The sequence below is a fragment of the Pseudomonas sp. B7 genome (genome assembly GCF_016735645.1).
Classification (GTDB): Bacteria; Pseudomonadota; Gammaproteobacteria; order Pseudomonadales; family Pseudomonadaceae; genus Aquipseudomonas; species Aquipseudomonas glycinae.
Genome location: NZ_JAERRE010000002.1, coordinates 68,472 through 83,240 on the forward strand (window position 1 = coordinate 68,472; position 14,769 = coordinate 83,240).

Below are 14,769 nucleotides of genomic sequence, written 5' to 3' on the forward strand. Positions count from 1 at the left end.
CCCCTCGCGATGACGCCTCTAGATACCAAGCGCCCGCTGCAGCTCAATGATCAGGGCCAGCTGCGCCACTTCCTCTCGCTCGACGGCCTGCGCCGCGAGTTGCTGACGGAAATCCTCGACACCGCCGACTCGTTCCTCGAAGTCGGTGCCCGGGCCGTGAAGAAGGTTCCGTTGCTGCGCGGCAAGACCGTGTGCAACGTGTTCTTCGAAAACTCGACCCGCACCCGTACCACCTTCGAACTGGCGGCCCAGCGCCTGTCGGCGGACGTGATCACCCTGAACGTGTCGACCTCTTCGGCCAGCAAGGGCGAAACCCTGCTCGACACCCTGCGCAACCTCGAGGCCATGGCCGCCGACATGTTCGTCGTGCGCCACGGTGACTCGGGCGCCGCGCACTTCATCGCCGAACATGTCTGCCCGCAAGTGGCGATCATCAACGGCGGCGACGGCCGGCACGCGCACCCGACCCAGGGCATGCTCGACATGCTGACCATCCGCCGTCACAAGGGCGGTTTCGAGAACCTCTCGGTGGCCATCGTCGGCGACATCCTGCACTCGCGGGTGGCGCGCTCGAACATGCTCGCCCTGAAGACCCTCGGCTGCCCGGATATCCGCGTGATCGCACCGAAGACCCTGCTGCCGATCGGCATCGAGCAATACGGTGTGAAGGTCTACACCGACATGACCGAAGGACTGAAAGACGTCGACGTGGTGATCATGCTGCGCCTGCAGCGTGAGCGCATGACTGGCGGTCTGCTGCCGAGCGAAGGCGAGTTCTATCGCCTGTTCGGCCTGACCACCGCGCGCCTGGCCGGCGCCAAGCCCGATTGCATCGTCATGCACCCGGGGCCGATCAACCGCGGCGTGGAGATCGAGTCGGCGGTGGCCGACGGCCCGCACTCGGTGATCCTCAATCAAGTCACCTACGGCATCGCAATCCGTATGGCCGTGCTGTCGATGGCCATGAGCGGACAGACTGCCCAGCGCCAATTCGAGCAGGAGAACGCCCAGTGAAGCTCAGCATTCTCGGCGCCCGCGTCATCGATCCAAGCAGCGGCCTGGATCAAATTACCGATATTCACGTTGAAGCCTGCAAGATCGTCGCCCTCGGCGCTGCACCGGCCGGTTTCACCGCCGTCGAAACCATCGACGCCCAAGGCCTTGTTGCCGCTCCGGGATTGGTCGACCTCAACGTCGCCCTGCGCGAGCCGGGCTACAGCCGCAAAGGCACCATCGCCAGCGAAACCCGCGCTGCGGCGGCCGGCGGCGTGACCAGCCTGTGCTGCCCGCCGAAAACCAGACCGGTGCTCGACACCTCCGCCGTGGCCGAGCTGATCCTCGACCGCGCCCGCGAGGCCGGCAACACCAAGGTGTTCCCGATCGGGGCGCTGAGCAAAGGTCTGGATGGCGAGCAGCTTGCAGAACTCGTTGCCCTGCGCGACGCCGGTTGCGTGGCGTTCGGCAACGGCCTGGAAAGCTTCCGCAACACCCGCACCCTGTGCCGGGCGCTGGATTACGCGGCGACCTTCGACCTGACGGTGATTTTCAACTCGCAGGATCACGACCTGGCCGACGGCGGCCTGGCCCACGAAGGCGCCACCGCCAGTTTCCTCGGCCTGCCGGGCATCCCGGAAACCGCTGAAACCGTGGCCCTGGCCCGGGATCTGCTGCTGGTCGAGCAGACCGGCGTGCGTGCGCACTTCAGCCAGCTGACCAGCGCTCGCGGCGTAGCCCTGATCGCTCAGGCCCAGGCCCGTGGCTTGAAAGTCACGGCGGATGTCGCCCTGTATCAGCTGATCCTCACGGACGAAGCGCTGATCGACTTCAGCAGCCTGTATCACGTGCAACCGCCGCTGCGCACCCGTGCGGATCGCGACGGTCTGCGTGAAGCGGTGAAGTCCGGCGTGGTCTCGGCCATCTCCAGCCATCACCAGCCCCATGAACGCGATGCCAAACTGGCACCGTTCGGCGCGACCGAGCCGGGCATCAGCAGCGTCGAACTGCTGCTGCCGCTGGCAATGACGCTGGTCGAGGATGGTCTGCTGGATCTGCCGACCCTGCTGGCCCGCCTGAGCACCGGCCCGGCCGAAGCCCTGCGCCTGCCGGCGGGCAAACTGGCGGTGGGTGGCGCGGCGGATATCGTGCTGTTCGATCCGAAGGCTTCGACCGTTGCCGGCGAAACCTGGCTGTCGAAAGGCGAGAACTGCCCGTTCCTCGGCCATAGCCTGCCGGGTGTTGTGCGTTACACGCTGGTGGATGGCCGGATCAGCCATCAGGCGTAAAAAAAATGGCGAGGGAGCCAGCTCCCTCGCCATCACTTACTGAAATGCGCCCCGCCCTTCGGCATTACGCACCGACACCTGATCGTTCAGCGTCCAGAAGTCATACAGCACCCCAAGAAAGAACAACCCGCCGGTCAGCAGGTACACCACCCCGCTGATCCACTTGCCCTGATACATCCGGTGCACACCGAGCGCGCCGAGGAAGGTCAGCAGAATCCACGCCACGTTGTACTCGATCGGGCCCGCGGCGAAACGCAGGTCGGCTTCGCGATCCATCGCCGGGATCAGGAACACGTCGATCAGCCAGCCAATCCCCAGCAATCCAAAGGTGAAAAACCAGATCGTGCCAGTCACCGGTTTGCCGTAATAGAAGCGGTGTGAGCCTGTGAAACCGAAAATCCACAACAGGTAGCCGATCACCTTGCTATGGGTGTCTTTTTCCTTCACACGGGGCAGCTGATAGCCGTTCATTAAGACCTCGATACACGCGATAGATAAATATTCTTTAATTCTTTGTGACTTTTTTACAGGTAGCCGACGTATGGCAAATGCTACCGTGTGTCCCGTCAAAGCCTTATAGCACCGGACTTCTGTCCGACAATTGCGTCTTTTTGCCGCTTATTTGGTTCCGTTGGCTCCCGATTGAATCGACCAACGGCCTCGGAAGTGACAAAAAAGCTGTTATAAAGTTGCGCGCTAACACACCAAGAGCCCTGCCTAATGCGTCCATTTTTCAAGACATGGCTAACCATTTGCCTATTAATGCCACTGGCCGCCCACGCCACCAATCGTGAGCAACGTCTTCCCAACGTTAACGGTTTCACCCCTAAATCCCATGCCTCTGCTCCTTCGAACAAAGGCAAACAGGTCAAGCACACCACGCTGAGCAGCACTGGCCGCAGCAAGCTGGTGCCACCGATGGCGACCAAGGAAAGCAGTAACGTCCTGAGTCGCGCGGTAAACGTCCTCGGTACGCCATACCGTTGGGGCGGCAGCAGCCCGAGTAAAGGCTTCGACTGCAGCGGTCTGGTGAAGTATGCGTTCAACGACGCCACGTTCGACCTGCCACGCACCTCGAACGCCATGGCCAGCGGTCACGGCGAGAAAGTCGAACGCAAGGACCTGAAGCCGGGCGACCTGATTTTCTTCAACATCAAGAGCCGTCGGGTCAATCACGTTGCCATCTACCTGGGCAACGACCGTTTCATCCATGCGCCACGGCGCGGCAAAGCGGTGAGCATCGACACACTGAACAAGCCGTACTGGGAAAAGCATTACGTGGTAGCCAAACGCGTATTGCCGAAAGAACAGGGGCAGATGCGCGTCGTTCAGCGCTGATTGTTCAGGTAAAAAAACGCAGCCCACGGGCTGCGTTTTTTTTGCCTAAAAGTTATCCGGCGTGCGCGCCTTCTCCCGCGCATGTTCGCGGCTGATCAAGCCTTTGGTCACCAGATCCTTCAGGCACATGTCGAGTGTCTGCATCCCCAGCGAGCCGCCGGTCTGTATCGCCGAATACATCTGCGCCACCTTGTCCTCGCGGATCAGGTTACGGATCGCCGAAGTGCCCAGCATGATCTCGTGCGCCGCCACCCGACCACCGCCGATCTTCTTGATCAGCGTCTGCGACACCACCGCCAGCAACGACTCCGACAGCATCGAGCGCACCATGGATTTTTCGTCCCCGGGGAACACGTCCACCACCCGGTCGATGGTCTTGGCTGCCGAAGTAGTGTGCAAGGTGCCGAACACCAGGTGCCCGGTCTCGGCCGCCGTCAGCGCCAGGCGAATGGTTTCCAGATCGCGCATCTCGCCCACCAGGATCACGTCCGGGTCTTCGCGCAATGCCGAACGCAATGCGGTGGCGAAACTGCGGGTATCGCGATGGACTTCGCGCTGATTGATCAGGCATTTGCGCGATTCGTGGACAAATTCGATCGGATCTTCAATGGTCAGGATGTGGTGATGGCGATGGGTGTTGAGGTAATCGATCATTGCCGCCAGCGTCGTGGACTTGCCGGAGCCGGTCGGCCCGGTCACCAGCACCAGCCCGCGTGGCGCATCGGTGATCTTGCGAAAGACGTCGCCCATGGCGAGGTCTTCCATGCTCAGCACTTTCGACGGAATGGTCCGGAACACCGCGCCAGCGCCACGGTTCTGGTTGAAGGCATTGACCCGGAAGCGCGCCACGCCGGGGACTTCGAAGGAAAAGTCGGTTTCCAGATGTTTCTCGAAGTCCACCCGCTGGGTGTCGTTCATGATGTCGTAGATCAGCTCGTGCACCTGTTTGTGATCCAGCGCCGGCAGATTGATCCGCCGCACATCGCCATCCACGCGGATCATCGGCGGCAGACCGGCCGACAGGTGCAGGTCGGAAGCGCCCTGTTTGGCGCTGAAGGCCAGCAGTTCAGTGATATCCATAGCGTCCCTCAATTCCAGTAGAATGCCGCGAACCTTCAGACCGCTGGCGCCTCTTGATGTCCACGATAGCAGACAACATTCTCCAGGTTAGTTCGCGTATTCATGCCGCCACCGCTGCCGCCGGACGCGATGAAAACAGCGTCCAGCTGCTGGCCGTGAGCAAGACCAAACCGTCCGAAGCCCTGCGTGAAGCGTATGCCGCCGGCCTGCGTGATTTCGGCGAGAACTACCTGCAGGAAGCCCTGGCCAAACAGCTCGAACTGGCCGACCTGCCCTTGATCTGGCACTTCATCGGCCCCATTCAGTCGAACAAGACCCGCTCGATTGCCGAGCATTTCGCCTGGGTGCACTCCGTGGATCGTCTGAAAATCGCCCAACGCCTGTCCGAACAACGCCCGGCGGATCTGCCGCCACTGAACATCTGCATTCAGGTCAACGTCAGCGGTGAAGCCAGCAAGTCCGGCTGCACCCCGCAAGACCTGCCGGCCCTGGCCCAGGCCATCAGCGCCCTGCCGCGCCTGAAGCTGCGCGGGCTGATGGCAATTCCCGAGCCGACCGAAGATCGCGCCGAGCAGGACGCGGCATTCGCCGCCGTTCAGAAGTTGCAGGCCGGCCTCGATCTGCCGCTCGACACACTTTCCATGGGCATGAGCCACGACCTCGAGTCGGCCATTGCCCAGGGCGCGACCTGGGTCCGTATCGGTACGGCCCTGTTCGGCGCCCGTGACTATTCCCAATCTTGACCATTTCCAGATAAGGACCTGACATGAGCAACACACGTATTGCCTTTATCGGTGCCGGCAACATGGCCGCCAGCCTGATCGGCGGCCTGCGGGCCAAGGGTCTGGAAGCTGCACACATCCGCGCCAGCGATCCGGGTGAAGAAACCCGCGCCAAAGTCAGCGCCGAACACGGCATCGAAACCTTCGCCGACAACGCCCAGGCCATCGACGGCGCCGATGTAGTGGTACTGGCGGTCAAGCCACAAGCCATGAAGCTGGTGTGCGAAGCGATTCGCCCGAGCCTGAAACCGAATCAACTGGTGGTGTCCATCGCCGCCGGCATCACCTGCGCCAGCATGACGGCCTGGCTCGGCGAACAGCCGATCGTGCGCTGCATGCCGAACACCCCGGCGCTGCTGCGCCAGGGCGTGAGCGGCCTGTACGCCACAGGCAAGGTGAGCGCCGAACAACGTCAACAGGCTGAAGAACTGCTGTCCGCCGTGGGCATCGCCCTGTGGCTAAACGAAGAGCAGCAACTGGACGCGGTCACCGCTGTCTCCGGTTCCGGCCCGGCGTACTTCTTCCTGCTGATCGAAGCCATGACCGCCGCCGGCGTCAAACTCGGCCTGCCGAAGGAAACCGCCGAGCAGCTGACCTTGCAGACCGCGCTGGGCGCCGCGCACATGGCGGTATCCAGCGACGTCGACGCGGCCGAACTGCGCCGCCGCGTGACCTCGCCGGCCGGCACCACGGAAGCTGCGATCAAATCGTTCCAGGCCGGCGGCTTCGAAGCCCTGGTGGAAAAAGCACTCGGCGCCGCCGCGCACCGCTCGGCCGAAATGGCCGAACAACTGGGCAAATAAGGAGCCTTACATGATTGGATTGAACACCGCAGCGGTCTACGTGCTGCAAACCCTCGGCAGCCTGTACCTGCTGATCGTGCTGCTGCGCTTTGTCCTGCAACTGGTACGGGCAAACTTCTACAACCCGCTGTGCCAGTTCGTGGTCAAGGCCACCCAGCCGCTGCTCAAGCCACTGCGCCGGATCATCCCGAGCCTGTTCGGCCTCGACATGTCGTCGCTGGTGCTGGCGATCCTCGTGCAACTGGCGCTGATGGCGCTGACCCTGCTGCTGACCTACGGCACCACCGGTAACCCGCTGCAACTGCTGATCTGGTCGCTGATCGGCGTGACGGCGCTGTTCCTGAAGATTTTCTTCTGGGCCATGATCATCAGCATCATCCTGTCCTGGGTCGCACCGGGCAGCCACAATCCGGGCGCCGAACTGGTGAACCAGATCTGTGAACCGGCCCTGGCGCCGTTCCGCCGCATCCTGCCGAACCTCGGTGGTCTGGATCTGTCGCCGATCTTCGCCTTCCTCGTGCTGAAGCTGATCGACATGCTGGTGATCAACAACCTCGCGGCGATGACGATGATGCCGGAAATCCTGCGCCTGCTGATGTGAGCTGGTTTCGCTGGGACGGTGACGACCTGATTCTGGAATGTCACCTGCAACCGGCCGCCCGCAGCGATGATTTCTGCGGGCTGCACGGTGATCGCCTGAAAATCCGCCTGACCGCGCCGCCGGTCGAGGGCAAGGCCAATGCGTACCTGATGGGGTTTCTGGCCAAGGCTTTTGGGGTTTCCAAGAGCCAGGTCAGTTTGCTCAGTGGTGAGCTGAACCGGCAGAAGCGAGTGCGCATCGGCGCACCGAAAAAGCTGCCGGATCTGCCGGGGCTCTGCCGCCCCTGATCGTTGCTTGCCGCTAACCCCACCGGTCTTTAGACTTACGCCTCATTTCAACGAGAGCAGGGTCGATGCCAGCTGCCTTTCCCCCCGATTCTGTTGGTCTGGTGACGCCGCAAACGGCGCACTTCAGCGAACCGCTGGCCCTGGCCTGCGGCCGTTCGCTGGCCGATTATGACCTGATCTACGAAACCTACGGCACGCTGAACGCGCAAGCGAGCAACGCCGTACTGATTTGCCACGCCTTGTCCGGCCACCACCACGCTGCGGGTTACCACAGCGTCGACGACCGCAAGCCCGGTTGGTGGGACAGCTGCATCGGGCCCGGCAAACCGATCGACACCAACAAGTTCTTCGTGGTCAGCCTGAACAACCTCGGCGGTTGCAACGGTTCCACCGGCCCGAGCAGCCTCAACCCGGAAACCGGCAAGCCATTCGGCGCCGACTTCCCGGTGCTGACCGTGGAAGACTGGGTGCACAGCCAGGCACGTCTGGCCGATCTGCTCGGCATCGGCCAGTGGGCCGCGGTGATCGGCGGCAGCCTGGGCGGCATGCAGGCGCTGCAATGGACCATCACCTATCCGGATCGCGTTCGCCACTGCCTGGCCATCGCCTCGGCCCCCAAGCTGTCGGCGCAGAACATCGCCTTCAACGAAGTGGCGCGCCAGGCGATCCTCACCGACCCGGAATTCCACGGCGGCTCGTTCCAGGAACACGGCGTGATCCCCAAGCGCGGCCTGATGCTGGCGCGGATGGTGGGGCACATCACGTACCTGTCCGACGACTCCATGGGCGAGAAATTCGGCCGTGGCCTGAAGAGCGAAAAGCTCAACTACGACTTCCACAGCGTCGAGTTCCAGGTCGAAAGCTACCTGCGCTATCAGGGCGAAGAGTTCTCCGGGCGCTTCGATGCCAACACCTATCTGTTGATGACCAAGGCGCTGGACTACTTCGATCCGGCGGCGAACTTCAACGATAACCTGGCGAAAACCTTCGAAGGTGCAAAAGCCAAGTTCTGCGTGATGTCGTTCACCACCGACTGGCGCTTCTCCCCGGCCCGCTCGCGGGAACTGGTGGATGCGCTGATGGCGGCGCGCAAGGACGTCAGCTACCTGGAAATCGACGCGCCCCAGGGCCACGACGCCTTCCTGATTCCGATCCCGCGCTACTTGCAGGCGTTCGGCAATTACATGAACCGCATTACGTTGTGAGAAAGCCATGAGAGCTGATCTGGAAATCATCCAGGAATGGATCCCCGCCGGCAGCCGCGTGCTCGACCTCGGCTGCGGTGACGGCGAATTGCTGACCTGGCTGCGCGACCACAAGCAGGTCACCGGCTACGGCCTGGAAAACGACCCGGACAACATCGCCGAGTGCGTGGCCAAGGGCATCAACGTCATCGAGCAGGACCTGGACAAGGGCCTGGGCAACTTCGCCAGCAACAGCTTCGACATCGTGGTGATGACCCAGGCCCTGCAAGCCGTGCATTACCCGGACAAGATCCTCGACGAAATGCTGCGGGTCGGTCGCCAGTGCATCATCACCTTCCCCAACTTCGGTCACTGGCGCTGCCGCTGGTACCTGGCGAGCAAGGGTCGGATGCCGGTGTCGGAATTCCTGCCGTACACCTGGTACAACACGCCGAACATCCACTTCTGCACCTTCGAAGACTTTGAAGAACTTTGTCGCGAACGTGAGGCGAAGGTCATTGATCGGCTTGCCGTGGATCAACAGCACCGCCACGGGTGGGCCAGTAAGCTATGGCCTAATCTGTTAGGTGAGATCGGTATCTACCGCGTCAGCAGCCCGGGGCTTGCGGATCACAGAATCGCGGTCTGAACCACGACATTGCGAGGAGAACGAACATGGGACGCTTGATTACCGCGCTATTGGCCGCCTGCCTGAGCCTGTCGGCCGTGGCCGCCGATGCCATCAAGGGCGAACGCAAGGAAGTGTTCGGTGATGTCACCGTGCATTACAACACCTTCAACTCGACCTTCCTGACGCCGGACATCGCCAAGGCGGCCGAGCTGATCCGCAGCAAGAACCAGGGCGTGATCAATGTCTCGGTGATCAAGGACGGCAAGCCGCTGATCGCCCAGGTCACCGGCACCGTCAAGGACTTGACCAGCCAGAGCGTGCCGCTGACTTTCCGCCAGATCACCGAACAGGGCGCGATCTACTACATCGCCCAGTACCCGGTGGAGCAGCAGGAAACCCGCACCTTTGAAATCAAGGTGCAGACCGGCGACAAGATCAACACCCTCAATTTCAACCAAGAGCTTTTCCCTGGCCAATGATCAATCTCAAGCAACTCGTACTGGCCAGCCATAACGCCGGCAAACTCAAGGAACTCCAGGCCATGCTCGGCGACTCGGTGCAATTGCGCTCGATCGGCGAATTCAGCAGCGTGGAGCCGGAAGAAACCGGCCTATCGTTCGTCGAGAACGCGATCCTCAAGGCCCGCAATGCCGCGCGCATTTCCGGTCTGCCGGCGCTGGCCGACGACTCGGGTCTGGCGGTGGATTTCCTCGGCGGTGCGCCGGGCATCTACTCGGCGCGCTACGCCGACGGCAAGGGCGACGCGGCGAACAATGCCAAATTGCTCGACGCCTTGAAGGACGTGCCGGAAGCCGAACGCGGCGCGCAGTTCGTCTGCGTATTGGCGCTGGTACGTCACGCCGACGATCCACTGCCGATCCTCTGCGAAGGCCTGTGGCACGGGCGCATTCTGACCGCCGCCAGCGGTGAGCACGGTTTCGGCTACGACCCATTGTTCTGGGTGCCGGAGCGTAACGTGTCCAGCGCCGAACTGAGCCCGAGCGACAAGAACCAGATCAGCCACCGCGCCCGTGCAATGGATCTGCTGCGCCAGCGTCTGGGCTTGAAATGACCGATAGCTCCTCCGCGTCGTCGCTGATTATCGGCGGCGCCGCCTCCTCGCCTCGGGCGCCGTTGCCGACGCTGCCGCCCCTGGCGCTGTACATCCACATCCCGTGGTGTGTGCGCAAATGCCCCTATTGCGACTTCAACTCCCACACCGCCAGCCCGGTGCTGCCGGAGCAGGAGTATGTCGACGCGATGCTGGCCGACCTTGATCAGGATCTGCACGCGGTGTACGGCCGTGAGTTGAGTTCGATCTTCTTTGGCGGCGGCACGCCGAGCCTGTTCAGTGCCGAAGCCCTTGGTCGCTTGCTGGAAGGCGTCAAACAACGCATCCCGTTTGCCGATGACATCGAAATCACCCTGGAAGCCAACCCCGGGACTTTCGAGCAAGAGAAGTTCGTCGCCTACCGCAAGCTGGGAATCAATCGCCTGTCGATCGGTATCCAGAGCTTCCAGCAGGAAAAGCTCAAGGCCCTCGGGCGAATCCACAACGGCGATGAAGCGGTACGCGCCGCCGGCATGGCGCGCCAGGCCGGGTTCGATAACTTCAACCTCGACTTGATGCACGGCTTGCCGGACCAGTCACTGGACGATGCCCTGAGCGATCTGCGCCAGGCGATCGAACTGAAGCCGATGCATATTTCCTGGTATCAGCTGACACTGGAGCCGAACACCGTGTTCTGGAACCAGCCGCCGGTGCTGCCGGAAGACGACACGCTGTGGGACATTCAAGAGGCCGGGCAGGCGCTGCTGGCCGAGCACGGTTACGCGCAGTACGAAGTTTCGGCCTACGCCCAACCGGGTCGACCGGCGCGGCACAACCTCAATTACTGGAGCTTCGGCGACTTCATCGGCATCGGCGCCGGCGCCCACGGCAAGCTCAGTCACCCGGACGGGCGCATCGTGCGTACCTGGAAGACACGCCTGCCGAAGGACTACCTCAACCCGGCCAAAAGCTTCCAGGCCGGCGAGAAAGCCCTGACCAACGACGAGATGCCGTTCGAGTTCCTGATGAACGCCCTGCGCCTCACCGCCGGCGTCGAATCGCGCCTGTACCCGGAGCGCACCGGCCTGTCGCTGGACACGCTTGCCGAAGGTCGGCGCGAGGCCGAACAAAGCGGTCTGTTGCAGGTCGAACCGTCACGCCTGGCGGCCACAGAGCGCGGACAGCTGTTCCTCAACGACTTGCTGCAACAATTTCTGAACTGACTTCAGTCCCAAGGGAAAACGCATGGATTTGATACTCGACCTGCTCGCCACCGTCTCCCGCTGGAGCCGCAGCAACCTCTCGGAAATCGCCCTGGCGCTGGTGGGCTGCCTGCTGGTGCTGTTCGGCGCCGACTTCAAGGGCTGGGTCGAGCAACGCCTGGGCAGCATCGCCGGCGCCCTGCGCGTGCCGCTGATGGCCCTGCTGTGCATGATCGGTAGCGGCGCAGCGCTGATCTACGCGACACCGTGGGTGGTGAAGGGGCTGAGCCAGTTCAACAACTACAGCCTGGCGCCGGTGTTGTTGGTGGTGCTTGTGTTGATTGGCGTGGTCGCGGATCGCCGCTGATTTTCAGCTACTACCCAAAACAACTGTGGGAGCCATTGGCTCCCACAGTTTTTTATTGCGTAACGTTTAAGCGAGCTTTTCGAACTTCAGATCCCACACGCCATGCCCAAGACGTTCGCCACGGCGTTCGAACTTGGTGATCGGACGCTCGGCCGGGCGTGGCACGCACTTGCCGTCTTCGGCGAGGTTGCGATAGCCCGGGGCGACGTTCATCACTTCCAGCATGTATTCGGCGTACGGTTCCCAGTCGGTGGCCATGTGCAGAATGCCGCCGACCTTCAGCTTGCTGCGCACCAGTTCAGCGAAGGACGCCTGAACGATGCGGCGCTTGTGGTGACGGCTCTTGTGCCACGGATCCGGGAAGAACAGCATCAGGCGATCGAGGCTGTTGTCGGCAATGCAGCGGTTGAGCACTTCGATCGCGTCGCAGTCGTAGACCCGCAGGTTGGTCAGGCCCTGAGTCAGCACGCCGTTGAGCAGTGCGCCGACACCCGGACGGTGAACCTCGACACCGATGAAATCCTGCTCCGGCGCAGCGGCGGCCATCTCCAGCAGCGAGTGGCCCATGCCGAAACCGATCTCCAGCGAACGCGGCGCGGAACGGCCGAACACCTGGTCGAAATCCACCGGCGCATCGGCCAGCGGCAGGACGAACTTCGGCGCGCCCTGATCCAGGCCGCGCTGCTGGCCTTCGGTCATGCGCCCGGCGCGCATCACGAAACTCTTGATGCGGCGGTGTTGGCGCTCGTCGCCTTCTTCCGTCTGGATTGGCGTGTCGTTCGATTCAGTCATCAATAGCTCTTACTTGATCAGACCATCCAGCGGCGAAGAGGCGCTGGCATAGAGTTTTTTCGGCATGCGGCCGGCGAGGTAGGCCAGGCGGCCCGCGACGATCGCGTGTTTCATGGCTTCGGCCATCATGATCGGCTGCTGGGCGTGGGCGATGGCCGAGTTCATCAGCACGGCGTCACAGCCCAGTTCCATGGAGATGGTGGCGTCGGAAGCGGTACCGACACCGGCATCCACCAGCACCGGAATTTTGGCTTCTTCGAGGATGATCTGCAGGTTGTACGGGTTGCAGATCCCCAGGCCCGAACCGATCAGACCGGCCAGCGGCATCACCGCGATGCAGCCGATTTCCGCCAGTTGCCGGGCGATGATCGGGTCGTCGCTGGTGTAAACCATCACGTCGAAGCCTTCCTTGACCAGCACTTCGGCGGCCTTGAGGGTTTCGATCACGTTGGGGAACAGGGTTTTCTGGTCGGCCAGCACTTCCAGCTTCACCAGGTTGTGGCCGTCGAGCAGCTCACGGGCCAGGCGGCAGGTGCGCACGGCCTCGACCGCGTCGTAGCAGCCGGCGGTGTTCGGCAGGAAGGTGTAGCGATCCGGCGACAGCACTTCGAGCAGGTTCGGCTCGCCTTCGATCTGGCCCAGGTTGGTGCGGCGCACCGCGAAGGTGACGATCTCGGCACCCGAGGCTTCGATGGCCAGGCGGGTTTCTTCCATGTCACGGTACTTGCCGGTACCGACCAGCAAACGCGACTGGTAAGTACGGCCGGCCAGAACGAAAGGCTTGTCGCTACGAACGATGCTCATGGGGAATCCTCTGTTGGAGTGAGGGTCTTGCAGAATTGTCGGCCCATGCAGGCCTGGCGACTAGCCGCCGCCGATCGCGTGCACGACTTCGACGTTGTCGCCGTCGTTCAAAGTGGTGTCGGCATGCTGGCTGCGCGGGACGATATCCAGATTGAGTTCGACCGCGACGCGGCGTCCGGTCAGGTCCAGACGGGTCAGCAGGGCCGCAACGGTTTCACCGTCGGGCAGTTCAAAGGATTCACCGTTCAACTGAATGCGCATGCGCAACGCCGCCATCACTTTTTAGGGGGTGGCATTCTAGCCCGATCATGACCTAAAGGTCAGCACCAAGCGTCAAGCGGTTGGCTGCAGGCGCCAGGCGGCGAGTCCGAGGCACAGCCAGCCAATCAGGAACGCCAGGCCACCGAACGGGGTGATGATGCCGAGCTTGCCGATGCCTAGGGTGGTCAACAGGTACAGGCTGCCGGAGAACAGCAGGATGCCGATGGTGAACGAGATGCCGGCCCAGGCGACCAGACGCCCCTGAAGCTGCGTGGCCAGCAGCGCCACGCCGAACAGCGCCAGTGCGTGCACCAGTTGATAAGTGACGCCGGTGTGGAAGATCGCCAGGTATTCGGGTGTCAACCGGTTTTTCAGGCCATGGGCGGCGAATGCGCCGAGGCCGACACCGGTGAAACCAAAGAAGGCGGCCAGCATCAGAAAGCTACGCAGCATGTAGAACTCCAGTCAGACTCGATCGGCAGGGTCTGTATAATGGCCCGCTCAACCGGTTCGGCCAAGCCATCTCTATGCTGCGTTTATTTCTCCGTCGTTTCACGAAGGCCCTGCTCTGGTTCGCGGGCGGCAGCGTATTGCTGGTGTTGGTGTTTCGTTTCGTGCCGCCACCGGGCACGGCGCTGATGGTCGAGCGCAAGATCGAATCCTGGGTCGACGGCGAGCCGATCGATCTGCAACGCACCTGGAAGCCTTGGGACGAGATCTCCGATGACCTGAAGGTCGCGGTGATTGCCGGCGAAGACCAGAAATTCCCCGAGCACTGGGGTTTTGACCTGAGCGCGATCAAGGCAGCACTGGCCCACAACGAACTCGGCGGCTCGATCCGTGGCGCCAGCACCTTGAGCCAACAAGTGTCGAAGAACCTGTTCTTGTGGTCCGGCCGCAGTTATCTGCGCAAGGGCCTGGAGGCCTGGTTTACCGCGCTGATCGAAGTGTTCTGGCCCAAACAGCGGATTCTCGAGGTGTACCTGAACAGCGTCGAGTGGGATGACGGTGTGTTCGGCGCCGAAGCGGCGGCAAGGCATCACTTTGGCGTAGGCGCCAGGTCGCTGTCCCGGCAGCAGGCGAGTTATCTGGCGGCTGTGCTGCCGAATCCCCGGGTCTGGAGCGCCAGTCATCCGACCGCTTACGTGTCGCGCCGGGCCGGCTGGATTCGCCAGCAGATGAGCCAGCTGGGTGGCGACAGCTACCTGCTGACACTCAATGATTCACGTCGGGCGCCCTGGGCCCAATGACGTTCTGACAGGCAAACAAAAACGCCCCGATCATCACTGATCGGGGCGTTTTTT

At 62.3% G+C, this 14,769-nt stretch carries 20 protein-coding genes; 14 read left to right on the forward strand and 6 right to left on the reverse strand.

Annotated elements, in window-relative coordinates; all coding sequences use genetic code 11:
* Positions 1-9: 9 nt before the first annotated feature.
* Positions 10-1,014: an aspartate carbamoyltransferase catalytic subunit gene (locus JKA62_RS05070; protein ID WP_007913665.1), complete on the forward strand. Its 1,005-nt coding sequence runs from the start codon at positions 10-12 to the stop codon at positions 1,012-1,014.
* A complete protein-coding gene (locus tag JKA62_RS05075; RefSeq protein WP_201816633.1) occupies positions 1,011-2,282 on the forward strand; it encodes a dihydroorotase in 1,272 nt (423 codons plus the stop codon). Before JKA62_RS05070 ends, JKA62_RS05075 begins: the two co-directional genes overlap by 4 nt.
* Positions 2,283-2,318: 36 nt before the next feature.
* Here JKA62_RS05075 and JKA62_RS05080 read toward each other — a convergent pair whose 3' ends face one another.
* Complete coding sequence (locus JKA62_RS05080) at positions 2,319-2,753, reverse strand: NINE protein (RefSeq protein WP_007953343.1); 435 nt, start codon at positions 2,751-2,753, stop codon at positions 2,319-2,321.
* 249 nt (positions 2,754-3,002) lie between these two features.
* On the opposite strand from JKA62_RS05080, the gene JKA62_RS05085 reads away from it, so the two are divergent.
* Positions 3,003-3,620: a C40 family peptidase gene (locus JKA62_RS05085; protein ID WP_039767935.1), complete on the forward strand. Its 618-nt coding sequence runs from the start codon at positions 3,003-3,005 to the stop codon at positions 3,618-3,620.
* A 45-nt stretch (positions 3,621-3,665) separates the two neighbouring features.
* Here JKA62_RS05085 and JKA62_RS05090 read toward each other — a convergent pair whose 3' ends face one another.
* Positions 3,666-4,700 carry a type IV pilus twitching motility protein PilT gene (locus tag JKA62_RS05090; protein ID WP_007953348.1) on the reverse strand — a complete coding sequence of 345 codons (1,035 nt, stop codon included), beginning with the start codon at positions 4,698-4,700 and terminating at the stop codon, positions 3,666-3,668.
* Positions 4,701-4,756: 56 nt separating this feature from the next.
* Here JKA62_RS05090 and JKA62_RS05095 point away from each other — a divergent pair, with 56 nt between their 5' ends.
* The 10 genes from JKA62_RS05095 to JKA62_RS05140 all read left to right on the forward strand — a co-directional run bounded on the left by JKA62_RS05095 (position 4,757) and on the right by JKA62_RS05140 (position 11,608).
* The gene (locus JKA62_RS05095; protein ID WP_108563470.1) at positions 4,757-5,443 is read left to right on the forward strand and encodes a YggS family pyridoxal phosphate-dependent enzyme; all 687 of its coding nucleotides are present in this window, start codon (positions 4,757-4,759) and stop codon (positions 5,441-5,443) included.
* A 23-nt stretch (positions 5,444-5,466) separates the two neighbouring features.
* On the forward strand, positions 5,467-6,285 hold the full coding sequence (gene proC / locus JKA62_RS05100) for a pyrroline-5-carboxylate reductase (protein WP_201816636.1): 819 nt from the start codon (positions 5,467-5,469) through the stop codon (positions 6,283-6,285).
* A gap of 10 nt (positions 6,286-6,295) precedes the next feature.
* A complete protein-coding gene (locus JKA62_RS05105; protein ID WP_011336374.1) occupies positions 6,296-6,886 on the forward strand; it encodes a YggT family protein in 591 nt (196 codons plus the stop codon).
* Complete coding sequence (locus JKA62_RS05110; protein ID WP_011336375.1) at positions 6,883-7,173, forward strand: DUF167 domain-containing protein; 291 nt, start codon at positions 6,883-6,885, stop codon at positions 7,171-7,173. Before JKA62_RS05105 ends, JKA62_RS05110 begins: the two co-directional genes overlap by 4 nt.
* Before the next feature lie 65 nt (positions 7,174-7,238).
* Positions 7,239-8,378, forward strand: coding sequence for a homoserine O-succinyltransferase MetX (metX, locus tag JKA62_RS05115; RefSeq protein ID WP_011336376.1), 1,140 nt, complete (start codon positions 7,239-7,241; stop codon positions 8,376-8,378).
* A 7-nt stretch (positions 8,379-8,385) separates the two neighbouring features.
* Complete coding sequence (metW, locus tag JKA62_RS05120; protein WP_011336377.1) at positions 8,386-9,006, forward strand: methionine biosynthesis protein MetW; 621 nt, start codon at positions 8,386-8,388, stop codon at positions 9,004-9,006.
* A gap of 26 nt (positions 9,007-9,032) precedes the next feature.
* Positions 9,033-9,467 carry a DUF4426 domain-containing protein gene (locus JKA62_RS05125; protein ID WP_011336378.1) on the forward strand — a complete coding sequence of 145 codons (435 nt, stop codon included), beginning with the start codon at positions 9,033-9,035 and terminating at the stop codon, positions 9,465-9,467.
* On the forward strand, positions 9,464-10,060 hold the full coding sequence (rdgB, locus tag JKA62_RS05130; protein ID WP_011336379.1) for an RdgB/HAM1 family non-canonical purine NTP pyrophosphatase: 597 nt from the start codon (positions 9,464-9,466) through the stop codon (positions 10,058-10,060). Before JKA62_RS05125 ends, rdgB begins: the two co-directional genes overlap by 4 nt.
* Positions 10,057-11,262 carry a radical SAM family heme chaperone HemW gene (gene hemW, locus JKA62_RS05135; RefSeq protein WP_236676452.1) on the forward strand — a complete coding sequence of 402 codons (1,206 nt, stop codon included), beginning with the start codon at positions 10,057-10,059 and terminating at the stop codon, positions 11,260-11,262. The genes rdgB and hemW overlap by 4 nt, the downstream gene beginning before the upstream one ends.
* A 22-nt stretch (positions 11,263-11,284) precedes the next feature.
* A complete protein-coding gene (locus JKA62_RS05140) occupies positions 11,285-11,608 on the forward strand; it encodes a DUF3392 domain-containing protein (RefSeq protein ID WP_011336381.1) in 324 nt (107 codons plus the stop codon).
* A gap of 66 nt (positions 11,609-11,674) precedes the next feature.
* On the opposite strand, the gene trmB is transcribed toward JKA62_RS05140, so the two are convergent.
* The 4 genes from trmB to JKA62_RS05160 all read right to left on the reverse strand — a co-directional run bounded on the left by trmB (position 11,675) and on the right by JKA62_RS05160 (position 13,918).
* On the reverse strand, positions 11,675-12,400 hold the full coding sequence (gene trmB / locus JKA62_RS05145) for a tRNA (guanosine(46)-N7)-methyltransferase TrmB (protein ID WP_011336382.1): 726 nt from the start codon (positions 12,398-12,400) through the stop codon (positions 11,675-11,677).
* Between the two features lie 9 nt (positions 12,401-12,409).
* A complete protein-coding gene (locus JKA62_RS05150; RefSeq protein ID WP_007953385.1) occupies positions 12,410-13,204 on the reverse strand; it encodes a thiazole synthase in 795 nt (264 codons plus the stop codon).
* A gap of 60 nt (positions 13,205-13,264) precedes the next feature.
* Entirely contained in the window at positions 13,265-13,465 is a 201-nt protein-coding gene (thiS, locus tag JKA62_RS05155) for a sulfur carrier protein ThiS (protein WP_007953386.1), read from the reverse strand.
* 72 nt (positions 13,466-13,537) lie between these two features.
* A complete protein-coding gene (locus JKA62_RS05160) occupies positions 13,538-13,918 on the reverse strand; it encodes a DUF423 domain-containing protein (RefSeq protein ID WP_011336384.1) in 381 nt (126 codons plus the stop codon).
* A gap of 74 nt (positions 13,919-13,992) precedes the next feature.
* On the opposite strand from JKA62_RS05160, the gene mtgA reads away from it, so the two are divergent.
* Positions 13,993-14,715, forward strand: coding sequence for a monofunctional biosynthetic peptidoglycan transglycosylase (gene mtgA, locus JKA62_RS05165; RefSeq protein WP_007953390.1), 723 nt, complete (start codon positions 13,993-13,995; stop codon positions 14,713-14,715).
* The last annotated feature ends 54 nt before the right edge of the window (positions 14,716-14,769 follow it).